A 20,428-nucleotide genomic window follows, 5' to 3' on the forward strand; every position below is an offset into this window, starting at 1 on the left:
GTCATCCGCGGCGCTTGATGGCGTGTTCGGGGGGCGTGATGGGGATGCGGAGCGGAACCGCTTCCGGCGGCGTCTCCGGAGGGGCCTCGCGGTCCGGCCTGAAGACCAGGCCCAGGGCCTCCCGGCCCAGGAGGAGCGGCCCCGCCACCAGGGCGGCGGCGCGGTCGAGCAGCGGCTTGCGGGTCTCGTCAGCCATCGTCGGAGCTCCTAGCGGTGGCAGGCGGCGCAGTTCTCGGCGCCCCGGGTGATCTTGGATCCGGCGGGCAGGGCGGCGTGGGGGTCGCGGTGGCAGGCCAGGCAATTGCCCATGCGCATGCCCATCTCGCGGGTGACCACCTTCATGGTCTGCACCTCGCCGTGGCAGCTCTGGCAGGTGATGCCGGCGTTCACGTGGGGCCGGTGGTCGAAGAAGACGTGATCCGGAAGGGTGTGGACCCGCTGCCAGAGGATGGGCTGGCCGGCGTTGGCGATCTGGGTCAGCTTCTGGATGGCGGGCCGGTCGGTCCGGGTCACTTTGTGGCAGCCCATGCAGAGGTCCACGCTGGGAATGCCCGCCACCCGGGATTTGTCCACGCCGGAATGGCAGTACTGACACTGCATGCGGAGGGTGCCGGCGTGCAGCTCGTGGGAGAAGGGGATGGGCTGCTCGGGGGCGTAGCCCTTGGCGAAGCGGTCCGGCTGGGTGAACCAGCCCACGGTGAGCACCGTGAGAAGGACCGCCACGGCCCCGGCCGGCAGGACGAAGCGGAACGCTCGGTCGAATTGGTGCATGCACAACCCCTGGAAAGTTCGGATCCGCACAGTGGCCGGAGCCAGCGGGGACTGAAGGGACGGTTGGACGCGGGACGGATCAGAGGTGATGGCCAGGGATTCTGGCAGGTGCCGGGCGAGCCGGAAGGGATTCCTTCCGGGCGTCGGCGTCTCCGTCCAGAGAATGTCGGCCGAGCGGCGTCAGAGGTAAGACGACACTCATGTCCAGAGGACTTGGTCACACTGGGGCGACATTCGGCAAATTTGTGTCGCAAGTCACCATCATAGATCAGTGCCACAGGATTGTTTATCCCTTTTTTCTGAGGCAGATCCAGCGACTAAGGGGATTATCCGGTGTTCTATTTAGCCACTCGTGAAGGTGGCGATTTCCTCCAGGCCAGAGGCCGTCGAGACGAGGCCGGCTCAGCCTCCGCACCCAGGGCGGCGCATAACCTCCCGGAACCTCTTCTTTGTCAGGGGTTTGGGATTTTTCGCGAGGTCTGACCACCCTACCTGGGGAAGCCCATCCAGGGTTTCAGGAGTCCCAGCTGGAGGAAGAGGGCGCCCATGCGCTCCACGGGCAGGCCCATGACCGTGGAGAAGCTGCCCTCGACCCCCTCGATGAACAGGGCCCCGATGCCCTGGATGGCGTACGAGCCCGCTTTGTCCATGGGCTCGTGGGTGCCGATGTACCAGCGGATCTGGGCCTCGGTGAGGGGGCGGAAGACCACCTGGGCCGTGTCCACGAAGCTGTGGACCTGATCGTTCCGCTGGAGGCAGAAGCCGGTGTGCACCTGGTGGGCGCGGCCCTGGATCAGGCTCAGCATCCGGACGGCGTCCTCCGCGTCCAGGGGCTTGTTGAGCGTGTGATGGTCCACGGCCACGGTGGTGTCCGCGGCCATGACCCAGCGGTCGGGGTTGCGGCCGGCCACCACCTCAGCCTTCAGCTCCGCCAGGCGCAGCACCAGGTCGCCGGGCTCCTCGTCCAGCAGGGGCGTCTCGTCCACCTCGGGCGCCTGGATCTCGAAGGGGATGCGCATGGCCTCCAGCCAATGGCGTCGGCGCGGGCTACTGCTGGCCAGGATCAAGGGCTTCAGGGCGGCCTCGGGAAGGCCGGGGAGGGTCTCGCTCACCGCAGGCCCCGCTGCTCGAGCTCGGCGATGCCCACCCGCATGTGGTAGCTGTCGACCTCCTGGCCCAGGCGGAAGCCGAAGCGGGGGTAGAAGTTGGCCGCGTCCCGGGTCTCCAGGACGAACCGCTGCACCTCGCCCGCCCAGGGGTGCCGCAGGGCCCACTTCACCAGCTCGGTGGCGATGCCCTGGCCCATCAGATCCTGCGCCGTCACCACGTCGTAGAGCTTGGCTTCGTAGGCGTGATCCGACCAGAGCCGGGTGGCGCCCACCAGGCGGCCGCCCCGGTGGCCCTCGGGCACCAGGCGGGCCGTCAGCAGGCGCGAGCAGGCCAGCAGCCGCCGCCACTGCTCGATGGTGCGGTCCGCGGTCCAGTAGACCTCTTCCGCCTGGAAGAAGATCTGGAGCTCGCGGGGGTCCACGCTCCAGGTCTCGTCGAAGAAGGCCACGGTGCCGTGCGGGGTTGAAAGCGGCTCGGGTACGAGGAGATCGCGGTCCATCAGGCCTTCCGGGCTAGGGCTCTCCAGCCTAGCAGTACCGTTCCGAGCGCCAGTCCCGCCATCAGCCCCGGCAGCAGCCAGGCGGAACGGGCGGGGGTGTGCACTGGCCGCCAGGTCAACGCCACGGCGAAGGCTCCTTCGCTGAGAGGCTCTCCCCAAAGCTCGAAGTGGCCGTCCTCCCGGAATACGCCGGACTTCCCCGTGAGCGTGGCCCGCAGCAGGGGGACACCCAGTTCCGTGGCGCGGAGGCGGATCTGGGCCGCGTGCAGGTCCGTGGCGATGCTGCGGTCGAACCAGCCGTCGTTGGTGTGGTTGCTCAGCAGGTCCGCGTGGCCCAGCTCGAAGCCCTGGCGGGTGCGCTGGGTCAGGAGGGCTTCGCTGCAGACGAGCGGGTGCACGTGCAGGTCGCCGGCGGGGGTGGGCACGGCGAAGGCGCAGCCCTCCTTGAGTTCCCCGGCCTCCTGGGACACGAAGCCCATCTTCCCGTCCAGCCACCGCCGGAAGGCCTCGGGGCCGGGCGTGCGCTCGCCGAAGGGCATGGGCTCCGTCTTCGCGAAGACGAAGGGTGGCCGGCCGGCCGCCTCGCCCCGCACCAGGTTGTAGGGGCCCCCCTCGGTGCCGAAGAGCCAGGCCACGCCCCGGGACACGGCCTCGGCGGAAAGCCGCAGGTCCGGGTGGCGGTCGTCCCGGCCCAGCACCGAGCTCTCGGGCCAGAGCAGCAGGGTGGCGCGCCCCGCCCTCGGCCAGCCCCGGGCCTTCAGCAGCGCGTCGCTGCGCCGCCACATCTCCGCTTCCATCCCCGGCCAGCGAACCCCGGCGGGGAAGTTGGGCTGGATCATGGCCACGTCGAGGGTCCGTTCCCCCTCCCGGGGCAGCAGGTGCCAGGCGCCCCCCAGCAGGAGCATCAGGCCCACGGCGAAGCCCGGCCCCGCCAGGATCCGCCGGGGAGAGGCACCCTGGGCCAGGTGGGCGGCGGTCCAGGCCCCGGCGCCCCAGGCCAGGGCCGACAGGCCCGAGGCGCCCAGGAAGGCGGCCGAGCGCGCGGGCCAGGGCAGGGAACCGAAGGCGGCGCCCCAGGTCCAGGGATAGACATGGAAGCCCCAGGTCTCCCAGCCCATCAGGAGGAAGGCGGCCACGCAGGCGGCGGCCAGGGGCCCGATGCGGCGGAAGGCCCAACGCGACCCCAGGACCACCAGCCAGAGCCCCGTGGCTTCCCAGAGGCTCAGCAGGACCATCCCCAGGAGGGCCAGGCCGAAGGGCAGCCCGCCCTTGGAGGCCAGAGTCTGGGGCACCCACTGGTAGAGGAGGAGGAGGCCGCCCAGGAGCGCCGTCCAGGTCCAGACCGCGTGGCGCCCCTTGAACAGGCCTTCCAGCAGCAGCACGGGGAAGAGCAGCGCCAAGACCGGTTCCAGCCAGCCCCCCAGGGCGCCGGGGAAGCGGAAGGCGAGCATGAAGATGCAAGCCAGCACGGCGGTTTCGAGGGGACGGAGGAGCCAGCCGCGGGTCATCGCCCTGATCCCCGGCCCTGCCTCCGCGCCACTTCGTAGCACGCGATGCCCGCGGCCACGGCGGCGTTGAGGCTCTCCACGCCCTGGATGGGGATGGCCAGGCGACGCACGGCCGGGGGCAGGTCGACTCCCTGCCAGCCATGGCCTTCGCTGCCCACCCAGAGCCGCAGGGGCCCTGAGAGATCGGCCTCCGCCAGGGGCACGGCGCCGGGGCCGCCGTCCAGGGCGTACCAGCGGCCCCCGTCCGGCTCCAGGCTCGCCGCCCGGCGCAGGGGCATCAGGAAGGCGGCGCCCATGCTGCCGCGCAGGGCCCTGGGATGGAAGGGGTCCGCGCAACCCGGCCCCAGTAGGGCCTCCTGGAAGCCGAAGGCGGCGGCGCTGCGGAGGAGCGCGCCGAGGTTGCCGGGATCCTGGATGCCCCAGGCGCCGATGACGCGCTCGGCCAGGGGCCCGGCGGGCTCGGGGCCCAGGTCCATCAGCAGGGCGTGCTCGGGCGGACTGCCCGCATCGGCCAGCTCCCGCATGAGGGCTTCGCCGAGCACCTGCGCATCCAGGCCCAGGGCGGATTCCAGCGGGTGGGGGACGGCCTGCTCGAGCCTCAGCCAGAGGGCCGGCGCGAGCCGTTTACCGGCGGGCGTCCGCCGGGCTTCGGCCCAGGCCTCGATGAGCTTCGCGCCCAGCAGGAGCGTCGCCTCGCGGCGGGCGCCGCCCGGGCGGAGGCGGGCCAGGAGCTCCTTGAAGCGCGGATTGGCTTTGCTGGTGAGGGTGGGCATGGGGACCGGGTCCGGGGACATCGCGGGGACGCCCCCACCTTGGGGATGGCAGCGCCAACATGAGCATCATGCCAGGGAGCCGGGCCGCCCCATTTGAAGAAGGCCATGGCCGCGCCGGGATACCCTGGCGAGATGGACGACGACGCGAAGGACCCGGCCCCCGGGGGATCAGGCACGGGCCGGGGGCTGGGCTTCCTGCTGGTGGCCGTCTCGGGGGTCTGCTTCGGCCTCCTGCCCATCTTCAACCGCCAGGCGGCGGCCCTGGGCCTGGGGCTTCCCACCTTCCTGGCGGTGCGCTTCCTCGTGGCCGGAGGCGCCCTCTGGCTGTGGCTGCTCCTGCGGGGGATCCGCTTCGCCCTCACGCCGGCCCAGATCGCCGGCTTCGTGGGCATGGGCGCCCTCTATGTGGTGGAGAGCGGCCTCTATTTCGCCAGCTCCCGCCGGATCCCCGTGGCCCTGACCGCCCTGCTCCTCTACCTCTACCCCGCCATGGTGGCCCTGTGGGAGGTTCTGGCCGGGCGGCACCACCTGGCGGGCCGAGACCTGATCGCCCTCCTCGCGTCGCTGCTGGGAACGGCCCTGGCGGTGGGCGCGCCGGGCCGGGGCACGGATGTCCTGGGCCTCGTCATGGGGCTCGCCACGGCCTTTGGCTACACCGCCTACATTCTGCTGGGCGCGCGCCTCCAGAAGGGGGTGCCCTCGCTGGTCGCCAGCGCCTGGATCATGTCCAGCGCGGGACTCATGTACCTGATTCTGGCCCTGGGTTCGCACCAGTGGGAGCCGGCGCTGGCCCTCCGCGCCCGGAAGCCCCTGCTGGGGCTGGCCGTGGTCGGCACCCTGCTGCCCATCCCCCTCCTGCTGGCGGGCATGGCCCGGGTGGGTGCCGCCCGGGCCTCGGTCGTCAGCACCCTGGAGCCGCTGGCCGCCTGCCTGTTCGGGGCCCTCTTCCTCCGCGAGATCCTGCTGCCCTGGCAGGGGGTGGGCGCGGCCCTGATCCTCGGGGCGGTGATCCTCCTCTCCGTGGAGCGCCGGCCGGACGAACCCCTGGCGGAGCGGTGACCGGGATCCGGATTCCCGCCAGGATGTGGGCCAGTGGTCTGTCGGTCCCTCTCCGGGCGGGATGAGAAGCGCGTTTTTCCGGGGTCGTCTGCCGGGAGGCGGTCCTCCGGGGCGCCCGGGAGCCCGGATCCCCCGCGGGATCTGGGAAGGATCAAACAGCGATGTATTAGACTATCCGCTCCATCCGACCTTTCTTTCCATCCCTCTGCGCCTTTCCAGGAGCACCGATGCAACCTTTTGTCCCCTCTGACCAGAACCTGCGGGAGTTCTCCCTGCGGGCGGTGCTCATCGGCCTCGTCATGGCCGTGGTGCTGGGTTCCGCCAACGCCTACCTCGGCCTGAAGGCCGGCATGACCATCGCCGCCACCTACCCCGCGGCGGTCATCGGCATGGCCCTCATCAAGCTGATGAAGGGCACCATCCTGGAAGAGAACATGGCCCGGACCGTGGGCAGCATCGGCGAGTCCGTGGCCGCCGGCGCCATCTTCACCATCCCGGCCTTCGCCATCAGCGGCATCTGGCCGAAGTTCTTCACGGCCGGGCACTACGTCACCAGCTCGCTGATCATGTTCGGCGGCGGCGTGCTGGGCATCATGTTCGTGGCCCTCCTCCGCCGCGTGATGGTGGAGGACGCCGAGCTGCCCTACCCCGAGAGCGTGGCCGCCGCCGAGATCCACAAGGCCGGCGCCCGCGGGGGCAGCGGCACGAAGTTCCTCTTCGGCGCGATGGGCCTCGGCGCCGGCATCCAGGCCCTGGTGCAGATCTCCATCTTCGCTAGCACCTGGGAGCGGTTCGTGGCCTTCAAGACCACCACCATCAACCTTGTCGGCACCTGGAAGGCCAAGGTGGCGGGCGGCATGCTGCTCAGCTCCCCCGGCATCAGCCCCGCCTACATGGGCGTGGGCTACATCATCGGGCCCAAGCTCGGCGCCCTGAACTTCTCCGGCGGCATCATCGCCTGGGGCCTGCTGGTGCCCATCATCACCTACTTCCTGGCGCCCGGCGTCCTGCCTGAGGGCGCCTCCCAGGGCGACTGGATCGCCCTGTCCTACTCGGTGTGGAAGTTCATCGTCCGCCCCATCGCCATCGGCGGCATGCTCGTGGGCGCCGGCTTCACCCTCTTCAAGATGCGCAAGAGCCTGGCCACGGGCCTGACCCGCTCAGTTTCCGACATGAAGAAGGCCGCTGCCGGCGAGCACGTGGTGGACCGCGTCAACAAGGACCTGCCCTTCACCAACGTCCTCTTCGGTCTCGGGTTCGCGGCCCTGGTCACCTTCTTCATCACCTGGCGCATCTTCCAGGTGAGCCCGCTGGTCTCCTTCGTGGCGGCCCTGGTGGTGGTGATCCTGGGCTTCTTCTTCGCGGCCATCAGCGGCTACCTGGTGGGCATCATGGGCTCGAGCAACAACCCGATCTCCGGCCTGACCCTGACGGCCCTGGTGATCACGGCCCTCGTGATGGTGCTCCTCGGCGTGAAGGGCCAGGAAGGCGTCGCCGCGGTGCTGGGTGTGGCGGCCATCGTCTGCGTCTCCGCCGCCGTGGCCGGCGAGATGCTGCAGGACCTCAAGGCCGGGCACATCCTCGGCGGCACCCCCTGGCGCATGGAGATGGGCGACCTCATCGGTGTGGCCCTGGCCTCCGTGGTGCTGTTCATCCCCCTCATGGTGCTGCACGAAGGCGACATCTCCGCCCAGGGCACCAAGCGCATCGCCGAGCTGACCGCCCAGCAGGTGCAGGTCGTCACCGCCCCTGATGGCAAGAGCTACACCCTGGACGAAGTGAAGAAGCTGCCCGCGGACCAGAAGAAGGCCGTGCTCTCCCTGGACGCCGGCTTCGGCTCCAAGCAGCTGGCGGCGCCCCAGGCGGGCCTCATGGCCCTGCTCAGCAAGGGCATCGTGGAAGGCAAGATGGCGTGGCCGCTGATCATCGTCGGCATGATGATGGGCTTCGCCTTCATCCTCATGCAGGTCAAGAGCCCCATGCTGGTGTCGGTGGGCATGTACCTGCCCCTGGAGACAACCTTCGCCATCTTCCTGGGCGGCCTCATCAAGGGCGCCGTGGAGATGATCGGCGCCAGGCGCGGCCTGAACGAAGCCCAGAAGGTGCGCGTGGAGAACAACGGCGTGCTGCTGGCCGCGGGTCTCATCGCCGGCGAGGCCCTGGTGGGCCTGCTCTTCGCGTCCTTCGCCTTCTTCGAGGTGAAGTACAAGGTCTTCGCCGACCCCGGCATGTTCTGGATCAGCCTGCTGATCCTGGCTGGCATCGCCGTCTACCTGGTGAGGGTGCCCCTGGCCAACGCCGGCGAAGCTGACGAGCCCGCGCCACCGAGTGCCAATTTCTGATGCTGTCCGGGGGTTCCTCGCTGACGCGAACACCCCCGGGCCCCCGCGAGAAGGCCCGGCAAAGCCGGGCCTTCTCTATCCTCCCCCTTGAGATGTATGGATCCCCATGAGCACCTTCCCCGATGAATCCTTCCTGGCCCTCGTGCCGGTCCAGGCCTTGGCGGCCGAGCCCGGTGAGGGGGACACGCTGGTCTTGATTCGGCCCAAGATCCTCTCCCCGCGCTGGGGCTGGGTGCTGAAGCTGATGCGAAAGCCCGTCTTCCGCGTGAAACTCGACGCCCGCGGCACGGCCCTGTGGCAAGCCTGCGACGGGACGCGCACCGTGGCGCAGGTGATGGAGGCCATGGCCCAGGCCCAACCCGGTGAGCCCGATGCCGGCTTCCGGGCGGCCCTGTTCATCCGGGAGTTGGCCCGGGGCGGGTTCGTGCGGCTCAATCAGCTATCCTGATGCCCCGGAGGCGTCATCCATGGCCAGGCAGTCGAAGGAGGCGGGCCAGGTCCTCACCCGCCAGCGGGCGAAGGTGAAGGAGCCCGGGCTGTGGAAGGTGCTCCTCCACAACGACGACTACACCACGCAGGAGTTCGTGGTGTGGCTGCTGAAGACGGTCTTCCGCAAGGCGGAGCCCGAGGCCACGGCCATCATGCTGGCGGTGCACCGGGCCGGCGTGGGCGTGGCGGGCGTCTACACCAAGGACGTGGCCGAGACCCGCGCCGAGCGGGGGCGGCAGCTGGCGGAGCGCGAGGGGTTTCCCCTGCTGCTGACGGTGGAGGCGGAAGATGCCTGAGTCCCCTCAGATCAGCGCGGAGCTGAACCAGGGTTTCCAGCGGGCCTTCGAGCTGGCCAAGGCTCGGCGCCATGAGGACGTGGCCCTGGAGCACCTGCTGCTGGCCCTCCTGGACGAGCCCCACGCGGCCCGGGCCCTCCGGGGCTGCGGGGTGAAGCTGGATGCCCTGCGGCACGACCTGGAGGCCGCCCTGGAGCGGCTGTTCGAGCCGGTGCCGGAGGGCGAGGAGGTCCAGCCCCACAGCACCCTGGGCTTCGTCCGGGTGGTGGAGCGGGCCCTGGTCCATGCCTTCAGCTCGGGGCGGAAGGAGGTTCGCGGCGGCGAGCTGCTGCCGGCCTTCCTGGAGGAGGAGGCCAGCCACGCCCGGCACCTGCTGGAAAAGCACGGCGTGAAGCGCCTGGCCCTGCTGAAGGTGCTCAGCCATGGCCCGGCGGCTCCAAAGGCCAAGGCCCCGGCGAAGAAGCAGGCGGAGGAGCCGGAAGAAGACGAGGGCACCGTGGCCGAGAACCCCCTGGAGGCCTACGCCACGGATCTGGTGGCCCGGGCCGCGGCGGGGCGGCTGGACCCCCTGGTGGGCCGCGACGCCGAGATTACGCGCATGGCCCAGGTGCTCTGCCGCCGGCGGAAGAACAACCCCCTGCTGGTGGGCGAGCCCGGCGTGGGCAAGACCGCCATCGTCGAGGGCCTGGCCCGCCGCATCCACGAGAAGCAGGTGCCAGAGCCGCTCAAGGCCGCCCGCATCTTCGCCCTGGACCTGGGCGCCCTGCTGGCCGGCAGCCGCTACCGGGGCGACTTCGAGGAGCGGCTCAAGGCCGTGCTGAAGGCCCTGGCCGACGAGCCCGGCGCCATCCTCTTCGTGGACGAGCTGCACACCCTGGTGGGCGCCGGGGCCACCAGCGGCGGCGCCATGGATGCGGCGAACCTGCTCAAGCCGGCCCTGGCGTCTGGCGACCTGCGCTGCATCGGGGCCACCACCTTCCAGGACCTCAAGGGCTCCCTGGATCGCGACCGCGCCCTCTCGCGGCGCTTCCAGGTGGTGGAGGTGAGCGAGCCCACCGCGGCCGACGCGCTCGCCATCCTGCAGGGGCTCAAGGCCTCCTACGAATCGCACCACGGCGTGGCCTACTCGGACGAGGCCCTGGAAGCCGCCGTGCGCCTGGCCGCCAAGCACCTGACGGACCGCAAGCTCCCCGACAGCGCCCTGGATGTGGTGGATGAGGCCGGCGCCGCGCAGAAGCTGCTGCCGAAGAAGGCCCGGGCCAAACGGGTGGGCCCCGCCGAGATCGAGGCCGTGGTGGCGCGGATGGCCCGCGTTCCGGTGGCCTCCGTCAGCGCAGACGACCGCGAAGCTTTGCAGACGCTCGAAGCGCAGCTCAGGATGCAGATCTATGGCCAAGATCAGGCGTGCGAAACCGTCGCTGGCGCCATCAAGCTGGCCCGGTCCGGCCTGCGGGACCCCCTCAAGCCCATGGGCTGCTTCCTCTTCGCGGGGCCCACGGGCGTGGGCAAGACAGAGCTGGCCAAGCAGCTGGCCAAGGCCCTGGGCATCGCCTTCCTGCGCTTCGACATGAGCGAGTACCAGGAGAAGCACACGGTGGCTCGCCTCATCGGCGCGCCGCCCGGGTACGTGGGCTACGAGGAGGGCGGCCTGCTCACGGACGCCGTGCGGAAATCCCCCCATGCCGTGCTGCTGCTGGACGAGTTGGAGAAGGCCCATCCCGACCTCTTCGGCATCCTGCTCCAGGTCATGGACCACGCCGCGCTCACGGACAGCCACGGCCGCAGCGCGGACTTCCGGCACACCGTCCTGGTGATGACTACCAACGTGGGCGCCCGCGAGCTGTCGGCCCGGCAGGTGGGCTTCGCCGAGGCCGGCGGCCGGCGCTCGGCCACCGGCGTCATTGAAAAGGCCTTCAGCCCCGAGTTCCGCAACCGCCTGGACGCCATCCTGCAGTTCGCGCCCCTGGGCCGCGAGTCCATGCTCCGCGTGGCGGACAAGCACCTCCGCGAGCTGGAGGAGCAGCTCAAGGAGAAGGGCGTGGCCCTGGCCTGCACCGAGGCCGCCCGCGCCTGGCTGGCTGAGAAGGGGCATGACCCCGCCTTCGGCGCCCGCCCCATGGCGCGGCTCATCGAGCGCGAGCTGCGCCGGCCCCTGGCGGAGGCCATCCTCTTCGGGCCCCTGGCCAAGGGCGGCAAGGCCACCGTGGACCTCAAGGACGGCCGGCCGTGCCTGTCTTTCGGCTGACGAAGGCCCTGGTTTTCCCGGACCCGGAGCTGGCGGAGGACGGCCTGCTGGCCATCGGCGGCGACCTCAGCGAGGCGCGTCTCCTCCTGGCTTACCGCAGCGGCATCTTCCCCTGGTACGGCGAGGGCGATCCGTTGCTCTGGTGGTCGCCAACCGAGCGGGCCCTGCTGCGCCCTGGCCACCTGCACCTGTCGGCTCGTACCCGCCGCAGCCTGCGCCACCGCCCCTTCGAGATCCGCTTCGACACGGCCTTCGAACAGGTCATCGGCCACTGCTCCGCCGTACCGCGCCCCGGCCAGGACGGCACCTGGATCACGGCGGACATGCAGGAGGCCTACGTCGCACTCCACCGCGCCGGCCACGCCCACAGCGTGGAGGCCTGGCGGGGTGGCGAGCTGCTAGGCGGTTTGTACGGCGTATCGCTCGGCCGGGCCTTCTTCGGCGAGAGCATGTTCAGCCTCGAGCCCGAGGCCAGCCGTGCCGCCCTCCAGGCCCTGGACGAGCGACTGAAGGCCTGGGACTTCGCCATGATCGACGGCCAGCTGCCCCACGAGGGGTTGAGGGGCTACGGCTTCCAGGTCGTGCCCCGCGCCCTGTTCCTGGAGGAGCTGGCGGAGGCGCTCCGGGCGGAAGGCCGGCCCGGTTCCTGGTCAGGCGCCTGACCGGAGCCCCTCCGGAGAAGGCTCCGCCGACCGCAGGCGGATCAGGCTGATCTCGCCCCGCCGCCACAGGCGCATGCGCGGCCCCCAGGTGCCCGTGCCGCGGCTGACGATCAGGGTCATGTCCCCCACCTGGACCCGTCCGGCCAAGGCGGGATAGACCCTCGCCACGAGGTGCCCGAAGGGCCAGATCTGGCCGGCGTGCGTGTGGCCGGAGAGCATGAGCCCCACGCCCGAGCGGGCGGCCGCCTCCAGCTGCGTGGGGCGGTGTGACAGCAGCACCAGGGCGCCGGCCGGGCGCTCCCGCGGAACGGCCCACACGGCCTGGCTGCGGCTCCGGCCCGCGTCCGCTCGGCCGGCCAGGACCAGGCCGGGCGCGGGGCTGGCGAGGGCGTCCCGCAGGACCCGCACCCCCGCCGCCTCCAGGGGGGCCCCGGCGACACCGTAGTGCTCATGGTTGCCGTCCACCCCCCAGACGCCCAGCGGGGCCCGCAGGCCCTCGAGGGCCCGGATCGCGCGAGGGTCGGGTCGGCCGTGCCCCTCGAAGACATCTCCCAGCAGTACCACCAGGTCCGGCCTCAGGGCCTGGACCTGCGCCACCCGCGCCGCCAGCCAGTCCGGCCCCAGGATGGCGCCGATATGGAGGTCCGAAAGGGCCGCCACCACGAGGCCGTCCCGCTCCGGCGGCAGGCCGCGCAGGTCCACCTCGTAGGCCACGATCTCGGGCGGGCGCAGGCCCTGGACGGTCGCGACGGCGGCCAACCCCAGGCTGGCGAGGAGGGCCCACCCGCGCAGGCGGGGCGCCGTGGCGCGGAGCCACAGGCCGAACCCCGTGGCCAGGTCCACGGCCAACAGGCAGGCGAAAGCGAGGAAGAGGAGGCCCAGCACGGTCATGCCCGCGAGGGCCGCCCCGCCCGCGCCGGGAAAGGCGGCCTCGTGTCCCAGGAGCCCCCCGACCACCATCAGGCCCCAGGCCCCCGCGAAGGCGACCCCGAGGCGGCGCCGCGGCCAGCGGGCGAACCAGGGAACCGAGGCGGTGCGCCAGGCCACGTAGGCCAGCACCAGGGCCGAGGCCAGGAGGAGGAGGCCGATGAACATGGCTCAGCCTCCGGCCGGGGCGGCCCGGCGGCGCAGGAGCTTGAAGGCCTCGAACCAGAGGATGCTGGCGAAGCCCACCCCCAGGGCCAGCGGGACATCCAGGCCGTGCAGCGGGGCGAAGTGGAAGAGGCGCTGGGCCACGGGCCAGGCGAGCACCAGGGTCAGGCAGGCGGTGGTGCCGCCCAGCACCCACCAGAGGGCGGGGTTGGGGCTTCTCAGGCTTCCGAGGATGCTCCGCGACCAGGACCGGTTGGCCAGGATGATGGCCAGGAACGAGGCCACGAGGCCCGCGAAGGTGAGGGCGCGCGCCGCGTCGTGGCCATGGGTGGGCCGGGCCAGGAGGTAGACCGCCACGCAGGCAGCCAGGGCGGTGATCCCCTGGAGCACGGCCAGCCCGGTGGCCCTCAGGCTGAACAGGCGCTCCTGGGGGTCTCTGGGCGGGCGGCGCATGACGTCGGGCTCCGCCGCCTCGGCCTCGAAGATCAGGGTGCAGGAGGGATCGATCACCAGCTCCAGGAAGACGATGTGGACCGGCAGCAGCAGCAGCGGCCAGCCAAGGAAGACCGGCAGCAGGGACAGCCCGGCGATGGGGATGTGCACGGCCAGGATGAAGGCCACGGCCTTGCGGATGTTGTCGAAGATGCGCCGGCCCATCCGGACGGCGGCCACGATGGAGGAGAAGTCGTCGTCCAGCAGCACCAGGTCGGCGGCCTCCCGGGCCACGTCCGTGCCCCTTCCCCCCATGGCCACGCCGATGTGGGCGGCCTTGAGGGCGGGGGCGTCGTTCACGCCGTCGCCCGTCATGGCCACCACCTCGCGGTTTGCCTTGAGGGCGGCGACAAGGCGCAGCTTCTGCTCGGGCACCACCCGGGCGAAGACGTTCACCTCCCGGATCCGCGCCGCGAGATCCGCGTCGCTCATCCGGTTCAGCTCGGGCCCGGTGAGGACCCGCTCGGGGTGGGGCAGGCCCGCCTGCCGGGCGATGCTGACCGCGGTGGCGGGGTAGTCGCCGGTGATCATCACCACCCGGATGCCCGCGGTGCGGCACTCCGCCACGGCGGCGGGGACACTGGATCGCACGGGGTCCTCCAGCCCCAGCAGGCCCACGAAGTCGAGGTCCAGGTCGTGGTGGCCCTCCGGCAGGTCGGCGGCGCCGTAGCGGCCCCGGGCGACGCCCAGGACGCGCAGGCCGTGGGAGGCCAGCTCCGCCACCCGCGCCTCCACCCGGGCCTGGCGGTCCACGGGCAGGTGGCAGAGGTCCATGACGGCCTCAGGGGCGCCCTTGGTGGCGACCGCGACCTGGTCATCGCCACAGCTCCAGGCGTGGGTGACGGCCAGCAGGCCCGGCGTCAGCGGGTACTCCCTGGCCAGGGACCAGTCCGGGTGCAGGTGCTCGGTCTCCATCAGCCAGCTCTTGCCGGCGGCGTGGAGGGCCCGCTCCATGGGGTCGAAGGGATCCTTCCGGCTGGCCAGGATGGCGTACTCCATCAGCTCGTGGACCGGCTCGGGAAGCTCCGGCCCGGTCGTCGACAGATCCTGGGCGTGCCCCGCCACGTCCAGCCGCCGGAGGGTCATCTGGTTGAGGGTCAGGGTCCCGGTCTTGTCCACGCACAGGACGGTGGCCGCGCCGAGGGTCTCGATGGCGGGCATGCGCCGGGTGAGGACCCGGTGGCGGGAGATGCGCCAGGCGCCCAGGGCCAGAAAGACCGTGAGCACCACGGGGAATTCCTCGGGGAGGGTGGCCATGGCGAGGGCGATGCCGGCCAGCAGGCCCTCCTTCCACACCTCGAAATCGCCGCCCCGGGTCAGCGCGTAGAGGACCACCACCGTCACGCAGGCGCCCAGGCTGAGCAGGGCGAAGGTGCGCACCAGCCGGCCCGTCTCCCGCTGGAGGAAGGTGGCTTCCGTCCCCACCTGCTGCAGGGCCCGGCCGATCCGGCCGAGCTCCGTCCGGGGGCCGGTGGCCAGGACCTCGGCCACGCCCTGGCCCGCAGTCACCAGCGTGCCTGAGAACACGGAGGGCAGGTCGTCTCCGCCCGGGGGCGCCATGGCGCGGGCTTCGGCGGAGACGGCCTTGCGCACGGGCACGGATTCGCCGGTGAGCAGGGACTCGTCCACGGACAGGTGGACGCCGGCGCGCAGGAGGCCGTCCGCGGGCACCCGGTCCCCCTCGGCCAGGACCAGGATGTCCCCGGGCGCCACCTCGCGGCCCGGAATGCGGCGCTGCCGGCCGTCCCGGATCACCAGGGCCCGGGGGCTGGAGAGGTCCCGCAGGGCCTCCAGCGCGTGTTCCGTGCGCCGCTCCTGGACGATGGTGATGCCCATGACCACGAAGACGAAGCCGAGCAGCATCGCGGCGTCCCCGCGCTCGCCCATCAGCAGGTACAGCGCACCCGCCGCGACGAGCATGATGAACATGGGCTCCCGGGCTACCTCCCAGGCGATGGCCAGAAAGCCGCGCCGGTCCCGGGAGGGCAGCTCGTTGGGGCCTTCGCGCGCCAGGCGAAGCTGCGCCTCGGCTTCGGAGAGGCCGGCAAAGCCCTCCAGGTCGAGGCCGGACGGTCGATGGATGCGAGCTTCGGCGGTCATGGGATCCCCGCGGATCCGCTGGGCCCATGCCTTGAGCACGGGCCGATCCCCATCACCTTAGTCCCGCTCCGGCGTGGACGACGAGGGAAAATCGCTTCCCGACAGCCTCGGCGGCCCGTACGGCCATTCGATGGGCGGCCGCGCCGTCATTCAATGGGCAGTCGCACTGTCATTCAATGGGCTGCCCCGCTGTCACTCGATGGGCAGGCGCCCTTGGCCCAGCCGGATGATGGCGGGCACGTGGAGGTCGTCGTTGCCGCCGGGCAGCTCGCCGCTGGGCGTGGGAGCCTGGGGCAGGAGGCGGGTGGGGGTGGGCCCCTGCTCGCTGGCGGGCACCTCGCCGTAGACCCGGCCGCTGGGGCCGTTCACGGGCAGGACGGCCTGGCCGTCCACAGGCTGGATCCCGGCGGCGACCAGCGTCGGCGCGGCGGCCTCCGCGGCTCCGGCCAGGTTCAGGCTGTGGCGGCGATCCTGCAGGAGCTTGTCCTCGCCGTCGAAGCCGCTGGCCAGGACGGTGACCAGCACGCGGTCCTCCATGCCCTCGCCCTCCACGGTGCAGGCCTTGATGTCGGGACGGCCGTTGTAGTGCTCCTGCAGGTAGTTCATGGCCGTCTCGATGGCCGAGGCCTCCATGACCTCCCAGTCGGCGGTGATGGACACCATGACGTTGGCAGCGGCGCCCGTTTGGGCGCGCTCCAGCAGGGGGCAGGCCAGGGCCTTCTTGAGGGCGTCCATGACGGCCTCTTCGCCGCGGCCCGCGCCGGTGCCGATGAGGGCCTCGCCGCCATCCCGCAGCACGGCCTCCACGTCCGCGAAGTCGCCGTTGATGATGCCGGGCTTGAGAATGAGGTCCGCGATGCCGCGCACGCCCTGGATGAGCACGCCGTCGGCCACGCGGAAGGCCTCCTTCATGGTCACGCGGGCATCGCAGACGGCCTTCAGGCGCTCATTGCTCACGACGATGACGGTGTCGGCGGTCTCCCGCAGGTTCGACAGGCCCTGGAGGGCCAGGTCGCCCTTCTTGCGGCCCTCCCAGGCGAAGGGCGTGAGCACCACGGCCACGGTGAGGGCGCCCAGCTCCCGGGCGAAGCTGGCCAGCACTGGTGCCGCGCCCGTGCCCGTGCCGCCGCCCATGCCGCCGGTGATGAAGACCATGTCGGCGCCCTGGAGGGCCGCCAGCACCTCCTCGCGGCTCTCCTCGGCGGCCACGGCGCCGCGCTCGGCGCTCCCGCCTGCGCCCAGGCCCCGGCTGCTCTGGGGGCCCAGGGGCAGCTTCAGGTGGGCCTTGCTCAGGGAGAGGCTCTGCTGGTCCGTGTTCATGGCGATGAACTGCACGCCGGTGACGCCGCTCTCGATCATGCGGTTGATGGCGTTGCAGCCCGCGCCGCCCACGCCCAGCACCTTGATGTTGGCGCCGGGAAGGCTGTGGGGGCAGGGGAGGAAGGGGATCTCGGACATCGGGGCTCCCGGAGGGGTGGTGCTAGAACAGCTTCTTGAAGCGGCCGAGGAAACCGTCTCCCCGGTCCTGCTTGCCGCGGGTCTCGCTCATGTCCCGGGCGAGGGACTTCACCGCGCCCAGGGCGTTCACGAAGTAGGGGTTGCCGGTGGCCTGGGGCAGGCCGGAGACGCCGATGATGCGGCCCAGGACGACGCGCGGCCGCCCGAGGATGGTCTGGGCGAGGATGGCGAGGTGGGTGAGGAGGGCGCCGCCGCCCACCAGGTGCACGCCCCCGTGGATTTCGTGCATGAGGCCCGTGCGGCCCATCTCGGCCAGCACCAGGTTGAGCAGCTCCGCCGCCCGGGCCTGGAGCACCTCCGCGATCTCGCGGCGGGAGACCAGGCGGCCCTCCTCTTCGAGCTCGATGGACTCCTCCGCCGGCACGTGGTTGTGCAGCACGGTGCCGAAGCGAATTTTGATGCGCTCGGAAGCCGCGATGCCGCCCAGGTGCTTGGTGATCTCCAGGTCGCGGGTGAAGTGCATGCCGCCGATGGGGATCACGGCCGAGTGGAACAGGGTGCCGTGCAGGAAGATGCCCAGGTGGGTCAGGTGCTCGCCGATGTCCACCACCACGGCGCCGTTCTCGCGGTCCTCGCGGCTCAGCACGGCCTCGGCGCTGGCCAGGGGCGAGTACATCAGCTCCGCGCCGTGCAGGCCGGCGTTCTTCAGGGCCAGCTGGATGTTCATGATGACGGGGCTGGGGGCCACGATGATGCGGACCTCGGCCTCTAGCGATTCGCCGAACATGCCCACGGGGTTGCGGATGTCCCGCTGGCCCTTGATGTGGAACATCTGGGGGATGCGGTGGAGGACCAGCTCCTCCTTGGCCAGCTTGCAGCCGTTGGTGGCCTGTTCCAGCACGCGGTCGCGGTCCGAGGCGGTGATGATCTTGTCGCTGCTGCTGATGGTGATGGAGTCGCGGAGGTTCTCGCCCTTGAACTGGATGCCGTCCACGGCCACGCGGATGCCGTCCACCTTGGTCTGGCCGGCCGTGTTCATGGCCTCCTCCACGGCGCGCACGACGGCGCGGGTGCAGAGGTCCATGTCCGTGATCTGGCCCTGCGTGAAGCCGCCCTGGGGGGAGGCCTGCCCGGTGCCTGTCACGTTCAGCGTCCCGTCTTCCTCCTGGACGGCCACCACCGCCACCACTTTGCTTGCACCGAGGTCGAGGCCTAGGAGAACGGCACGTTGAGGCATGAAGATCCTTTTCCTTGCTCTAGGTTTACACCACTTCCGTGCCGGGTTCGAGCCTTTGCACACGGAAAAAACGCCGCTTTCTTCCCCTGCGGGTCAGCGTGGTGTCTTGACGCCGGCCGGGGCATCCTCGGGTTCCCCCACGGCGACCTCCTCGTCCCAGCGCAGGTCGATGTACCGGAGCCGGGCCAGATCCGGCCGCTGGGACAGGCGGTCGACGAACAAACCCTGGAAATTGGGCACGTTTTTCGTCACATCCTGGCGGGACAGGTAGATCGGGGCCGGAAGGCCCTCGATGTAGGCCACGGGCCCCTTGGGGCTCCAGCGGAACTCGGTCACCCGGTCGTAAAACCCGGCCTGCTTTTCCCTCAAAACCCGTGCGGCGCTCACGAGTCGGGCCAGACCCTGGTCCGTCTGGCTGGCGGGATCCACCACGACGGGAATGGGACTTAGGTTCGCCTGGTTGACACGATCCAGGAGGATGCCGTCGTCGGATACAAGGAACACGCCGTTGCTCCGCACCAGCCAGAGCACGGGCCGCCGCTCCTCCACCACCAGACTGAGGCGGTCCGGCGGGTCCTTGCGGATCTGGAGGTTCCGCACCCAGCGCTTGGCCTCGATCCGAGACCGGAGCTCCTCCGCGTCCAGCCAGAAGAGGGGCTTGCCCAGCGCCAGCTTCTCCGCCAGGGCCTGGATCTCCGCCTGGCGCTCGCCCCGGCAGCCGCTCACGTTCACCTGCTCAATGGTGAGCTTCTGGAGCCCGAGGTACCGTGTGCCCAGCTCCATCAGGGCCCAGGCCCCGCCCCCCAGCACCACCAGCGTGATCCCCGCCCGCACCCAGGGGAACCAGGGGCGCTTGGGGCGGGTGCGGGGGAGCATGGACATGGGGGTCAGTCTACCGCCTGGAGGCTGCGGCCTGGATGGCCTGGAAGCCTTCCATATCCTCGAGGGTCTGGGAGGATGCCCCATGGCTTCCATCGCCCCCGGCGGCATTCCGGATTTCCTCGATTCCCTCTTCCGTTCGGAATCGCGGCGGATCCTTGCCTCCCTGATCCGGCTGCTCGGTGACTTCGACCTGGCGGAAGACGGCATGCACGATGCGTTTGCGGCTGCCCTGGAGGCCTGGCCCAGGGACGGGGTGCCGGACCATCCCCGCGCCTGGCTGGTGTCCACGGGACGCTTCAAGGCCATCGACCGCCTGCGGCGATCCGCCCGGTTCAGCACCTCGCTCGAGACTCTGGCGGAGCTGCCCGACGAGGGGCCGTCAGGATGGGTCGAGGAGGAGGGCGTCGAGGACGACCGCCTCCGGCTCATCTTCACCTGCTGCCATCCGGCTTTGCCCCTGGAGGCCTGCACGGCGCTGACGCTCCGGGAGGTGTGCGGCCTGACGACGGAGGCCATCGCCCGGGCCTTCCTCACCGCCCCGTCGACGCTGGCCCAGCGGATCGTCCGGGCCAAGGCGAAGCTCCGCGACGCGGGCATTCCCTTCGAGATCCCCGCCCGGGCCGACCTGCCGGGCCGGCTGGAGGCCGTGCTGAAGGTCGTCTACCTGGTGTTCAACGAAGGCTACTCCGCCTCCTCCGGGGAAGCGCTGACGCGTCCGGACCTCTCGGGCGAGGCGATCCGCCTGGGACGGCTGCTCCTCGAGCTGCTGCCGGACCCTGAGGTGAAGGGCCTCCTCGCCCTCATGCTGCTGCAGGAGTCCCGGAGGGCCGCGCGGGTCTCGCCGGAGGGGGACCTGGTGCTGCTGGAGGATCAGGACCGCTCCCGGTGGGACCGGGCCCTGATGGCCGAGGGGAAGGCCCTGGTGGACCAGGCGCTGGCCTCTCGCCGGGTGGGGGCCTACACGCTCCAGGCCGCCATCGCCGCCGTCCACGCGGAGGCGGCCGAGGCCCCGGCCACGGACTGGGGCCGGATCCTCGGGCTGTACACCCTCCTGGCCCGGGTGGCGCCTTCGCCCGTGGTGGAGCTCAACCGGGCGGTGGCGGTGGCCATGCGGGACGGCCCCCAGGCCGGGCTGGACCTCACCGACGCCCTCCTGGCCCGCCGCGACATGGCGGAGTACCACCTGGCGCACGCGGTCCGCGCGGACCTCTGCCGTCGCCTGGGACGAACGGAAGAGGCCCTCGTCTCCTACCGCCAGGCCCTCGGGCTGGTCCAGCAGGGGCCCGAGCGGCGGTTCCTCGAGCGACGGGTGGCGGAGCTTCAAACATAGTTCCAGCCGTGGGGTTACCCCCGCCTGGAATGATCGAACCGCGAATGACGCGAATCGCCCTGCGGGCGCGCGAATGGCGCCCT

18 protein-coding genes are annotated in these 20,428 nt (G+C 71.2%); 7 read left to right on the forward strand and 11 right to left on the reverse strand.

The features are described from left to right. Nucleotide 1 precedes the first annotated feature (1 nt). The 6 genes from ML539_RS00060 to ML539_RS00085 form a co-directional block, all read right to left on the reverse strand. Complete coding sequence (locus ML539_RS00060) at nucleotides 2-196, reverse strand: hypothetical protein (protein WP_243319443.1); 195 nt, start codon at nucleotides 194-196, stop codon at nucleotides 2-4. An 11-nt stretch (nucleotides 197-207) separates the two neighbouring features. Continuing rightward, entirely contained in the window at nucleotides 208-771 is a 564-nt protein-coding gene (locus ML539_RS00065; protein WP_243319446.1) for a cytochrome c3 family protein, read from the reverse strand. Nucleotides 772-1,259: 488 nt separating this feature from the next. Beyond that, nucleotides 1,260-1,883, reverse strand: coding sequence for a Maf family protein (locus tag ML539_RS00070; RefSeq protein ID WP_243319448.1), 624 nt, complete (start codon nucleotides 1,881-1,883; stop codon nucleotides 1,260-1,262). After that, nucleotides 1,880-2,380: a GNAT family N-acetyltransferase gene (locus tag ML539_RS00075; protein ID WP_243319450.1), complete on the reverse strand. Its 501-nt coding sequence runs from the start codon at nucleotides 2,378-2,380 to the stop codon at nucleotides 1,880-1,882. The genes ML539_RS00070 and ML539_RS00075 overlap by 4 nt, the downstream gene beginning before the upstream one ends. Beyond that, nucleotides 2,380-3,888, reverse strand: coding sequence for an apolipoprotein N-acyltransferase (lnt, locus tag ML539_RS00080; protein ID WP_243319452.1), 1,509 nt, complete (start codon nucleotides 3,886-3,888; stop codon nucleotides 2,380-2,382). Before lnt ends, ML539_RS00075 begins: the two co-directional genes overlap by 1 nt. Beyond that, on the reverse strand, nucleotides 3,885-4,661 hold the full coding sequence (locus ML539_RS00085; protein ID WP_243319454.1) for an RNA methyltransferase: 777 nt from the start codon (nucleotides 4,659-4,661) through the stop codon (nucleotides 3,885-3,887). Before ML539_RS00085 ends, lnt begins: the two co-directional genes overlap by 4 nt. A gap of 132 nt (nucleotides 4,662-4,793) precedes the next feature. Between ML539_RS00085 and ML539_RS00090 the strand changes: the two genes are divergently transcribed. The 6 genes from ML539_RS00090 to aat all read left to right on the forward strand — a co-directional run bounded on the left by ML539_RS00090 (nucleotide 4,794) and on the right by aat (nucleotide 11,754). Beyond that, a complete protein-coding gene (locus ML539_RS00090; RefSeq protein ID WP_243319455.1) occupies nucleotides 4,794-5,720 on the forward strand; it encodes a DMT family transporter in 927 nt (308 codons plus the stop codon). Between the two features lie 227 nt (nucleotides 5,721-5,947). Then, complete coding sequence (locus ML539_RS00095) at nucleotides 5,948-8,062, forward strand: oligopeptide transporter, OPT family (protein WP_243319457.1); 2,115 nt, start codon at nucleotides 5,948-5,950, stop codon at nucleotides 8,060-8,062. Between the two features lie 106 nt (nucleotides 8,063-8,168). Beyond that, complete coding sequence (locus tag ML539_RS00100; RefSeq protein ID WP_243319459.1) at nucleotides 8,169-8,510, forward strand: PqqD family peptide modification chaperone; 342 nt, start codon at nucleotides 8,169-8,171, stop codon at nucleotides 8,508-8,510. A gap of 19 nt (nucleotides 8,511-8,529) precedes the next feature. Beyond that, nucleotides 8,530-8,847 carry an ATP-dependent Clp protease adaptor ClpS gene (locus tag ML539_RS00105; protein WP_243319461.1) on the forward strand — a complete coding sequence of 106 codons (318 nt, stop codon included), beginning with the start codon at nucleotides 8,530-8,532 and terminating at the stop codon, nucleotides 8,845-8,847. Continuing rightward, the gene (clpA, locus tag ML539_RS00110; RefSeq protein WP_243319462.1) at nucleotides 8,840-11,092 is read left to right on the forward strand and encodes an ATP-dependent Clp protease ATP-binding subunit ClpA; all 2,253 of its coding nucleotides are present in this window, start codon (nucleotides 8,840-8,842) and stop codon (nucleotides 11,090-11,092) included. The genes ML539_RS00105 and clpA overlap by 8 nt, the downstream gene beginning before the upstream one ends. Further along, the gene (gene aat / locus ML539_RS00115; RefSeq protein WP_243319464.1) at nucleotides 11,074-11,754 is read left to right on the forward strand and encodes a leucyl/phenylalanyl-tRNA--protein transferase; all 681 of its coding nucleotides are present in this window, start codon (nucleotides 11,074-11,076) and stop codon (nucleotides 11,752-11,754) included. Before clpA ends, aat begins: the two co-directional genes overlap by 19 nt. On the opposite strand, the gene ML539_RS00120 is transcribed toward aat, so the two are convergent. From ML539_RS00120 to ML539_RS00140, 5 genes are all read right to left on the reverse strand, one after another. Next, entirely contained in the window at nucleotides 11,743-12,849 is a 1,107-nt protein-coding gene (locus ML539_RS00120) for a metallophosphoesterase (protein WP_243319468.1), read from the reverse strand. The two genes, aat and ML539_RS00120, sit on opposite strands and share 12 nt — an antisense overlap. Nucleotides 12,850-12,852: 3 nt before the next feature. Continuing rightward, complete coding sequence (locus ML539_RS00125) at nucleotides 12,853-15,438, reverse strand: cation-translocating P-type ATPase (RefSeq protein WP_279341444.1); 2,586 nt, start codon at nucleotides 15,436-15,438, stop codon at nucleotides 12,853-12,855. A gap of 192 nt (nucleotides 15,439-15,630) precedes the next feature. Beyond that, nucleotides 15,631-16,896, reverse strand: coding sequence for a cell division protein FtsZ (ftsZ, locus tag ML539_RS00130; protein WP_243319471.1), 1,266 nt, complete (start codon nucleotides 16,894-16,896; stop codon nucleotides 15,631-15,633). Nucleotides 16,897-16,918: 22 nt separating this feature from the next. Then, the gene (gene ftsA, locus ML539_RS00135) at nucleotides 16,919-18,133 is read right to left on the reverse strand and encodes a cell division protein FtsA (protein ID WP_243319473.1); all 1,215 of its coding nucleotides are present in this window, start codon (nucleotides 18,131-18,133) and stop codon (nucleotides 16,919-16,921) included. Between the two features lie 93 nt (nucleotides 18,134-18,226). Further along, nucleotides 18,227-19,015, reverse strand: coding sequence for an FtsQ-type POTRA domain-containing protein (locus ML539_RS00140; RefSeq protein ID WP_243319474.1), 789 nt, complete (start codon nucleotides 19,013-19,015; stop codon nucleotides 18,227-18,229). Nucleotides 19,016-19,097: 82 nt separating this feature from the next. On the opposite strand from ML539_RS00140, the gene ML539_RS00145 reads away from it, so the two are divergent. Beyond that, on the forward strand, nucleotides 19,098-20,345 hold the full coding sequence (locus tag ML539_RS00145; RefSeq protein WP_243319476.1) for an RNA polymerase sigma factor: 1,248 nt from the start codon (nucleotides 19,098-19,100) through the stop codon (nucleotides 20,343-20,345). The last annotated feature ends 83 nt before the right edge of the window (nucleotides 20,346-20,428 follow it).

Origin of the sequence: Geothrix sp. SG200 (assembly GCF_022808935.1) — a bacterium.
Taxonomy (GTDB): domain Bacteria; phylum Acidobacteriota; class Holophagae; order Holophagales; family Holophagaceae; genus Geothrix; species Geothrix alkalitolerans.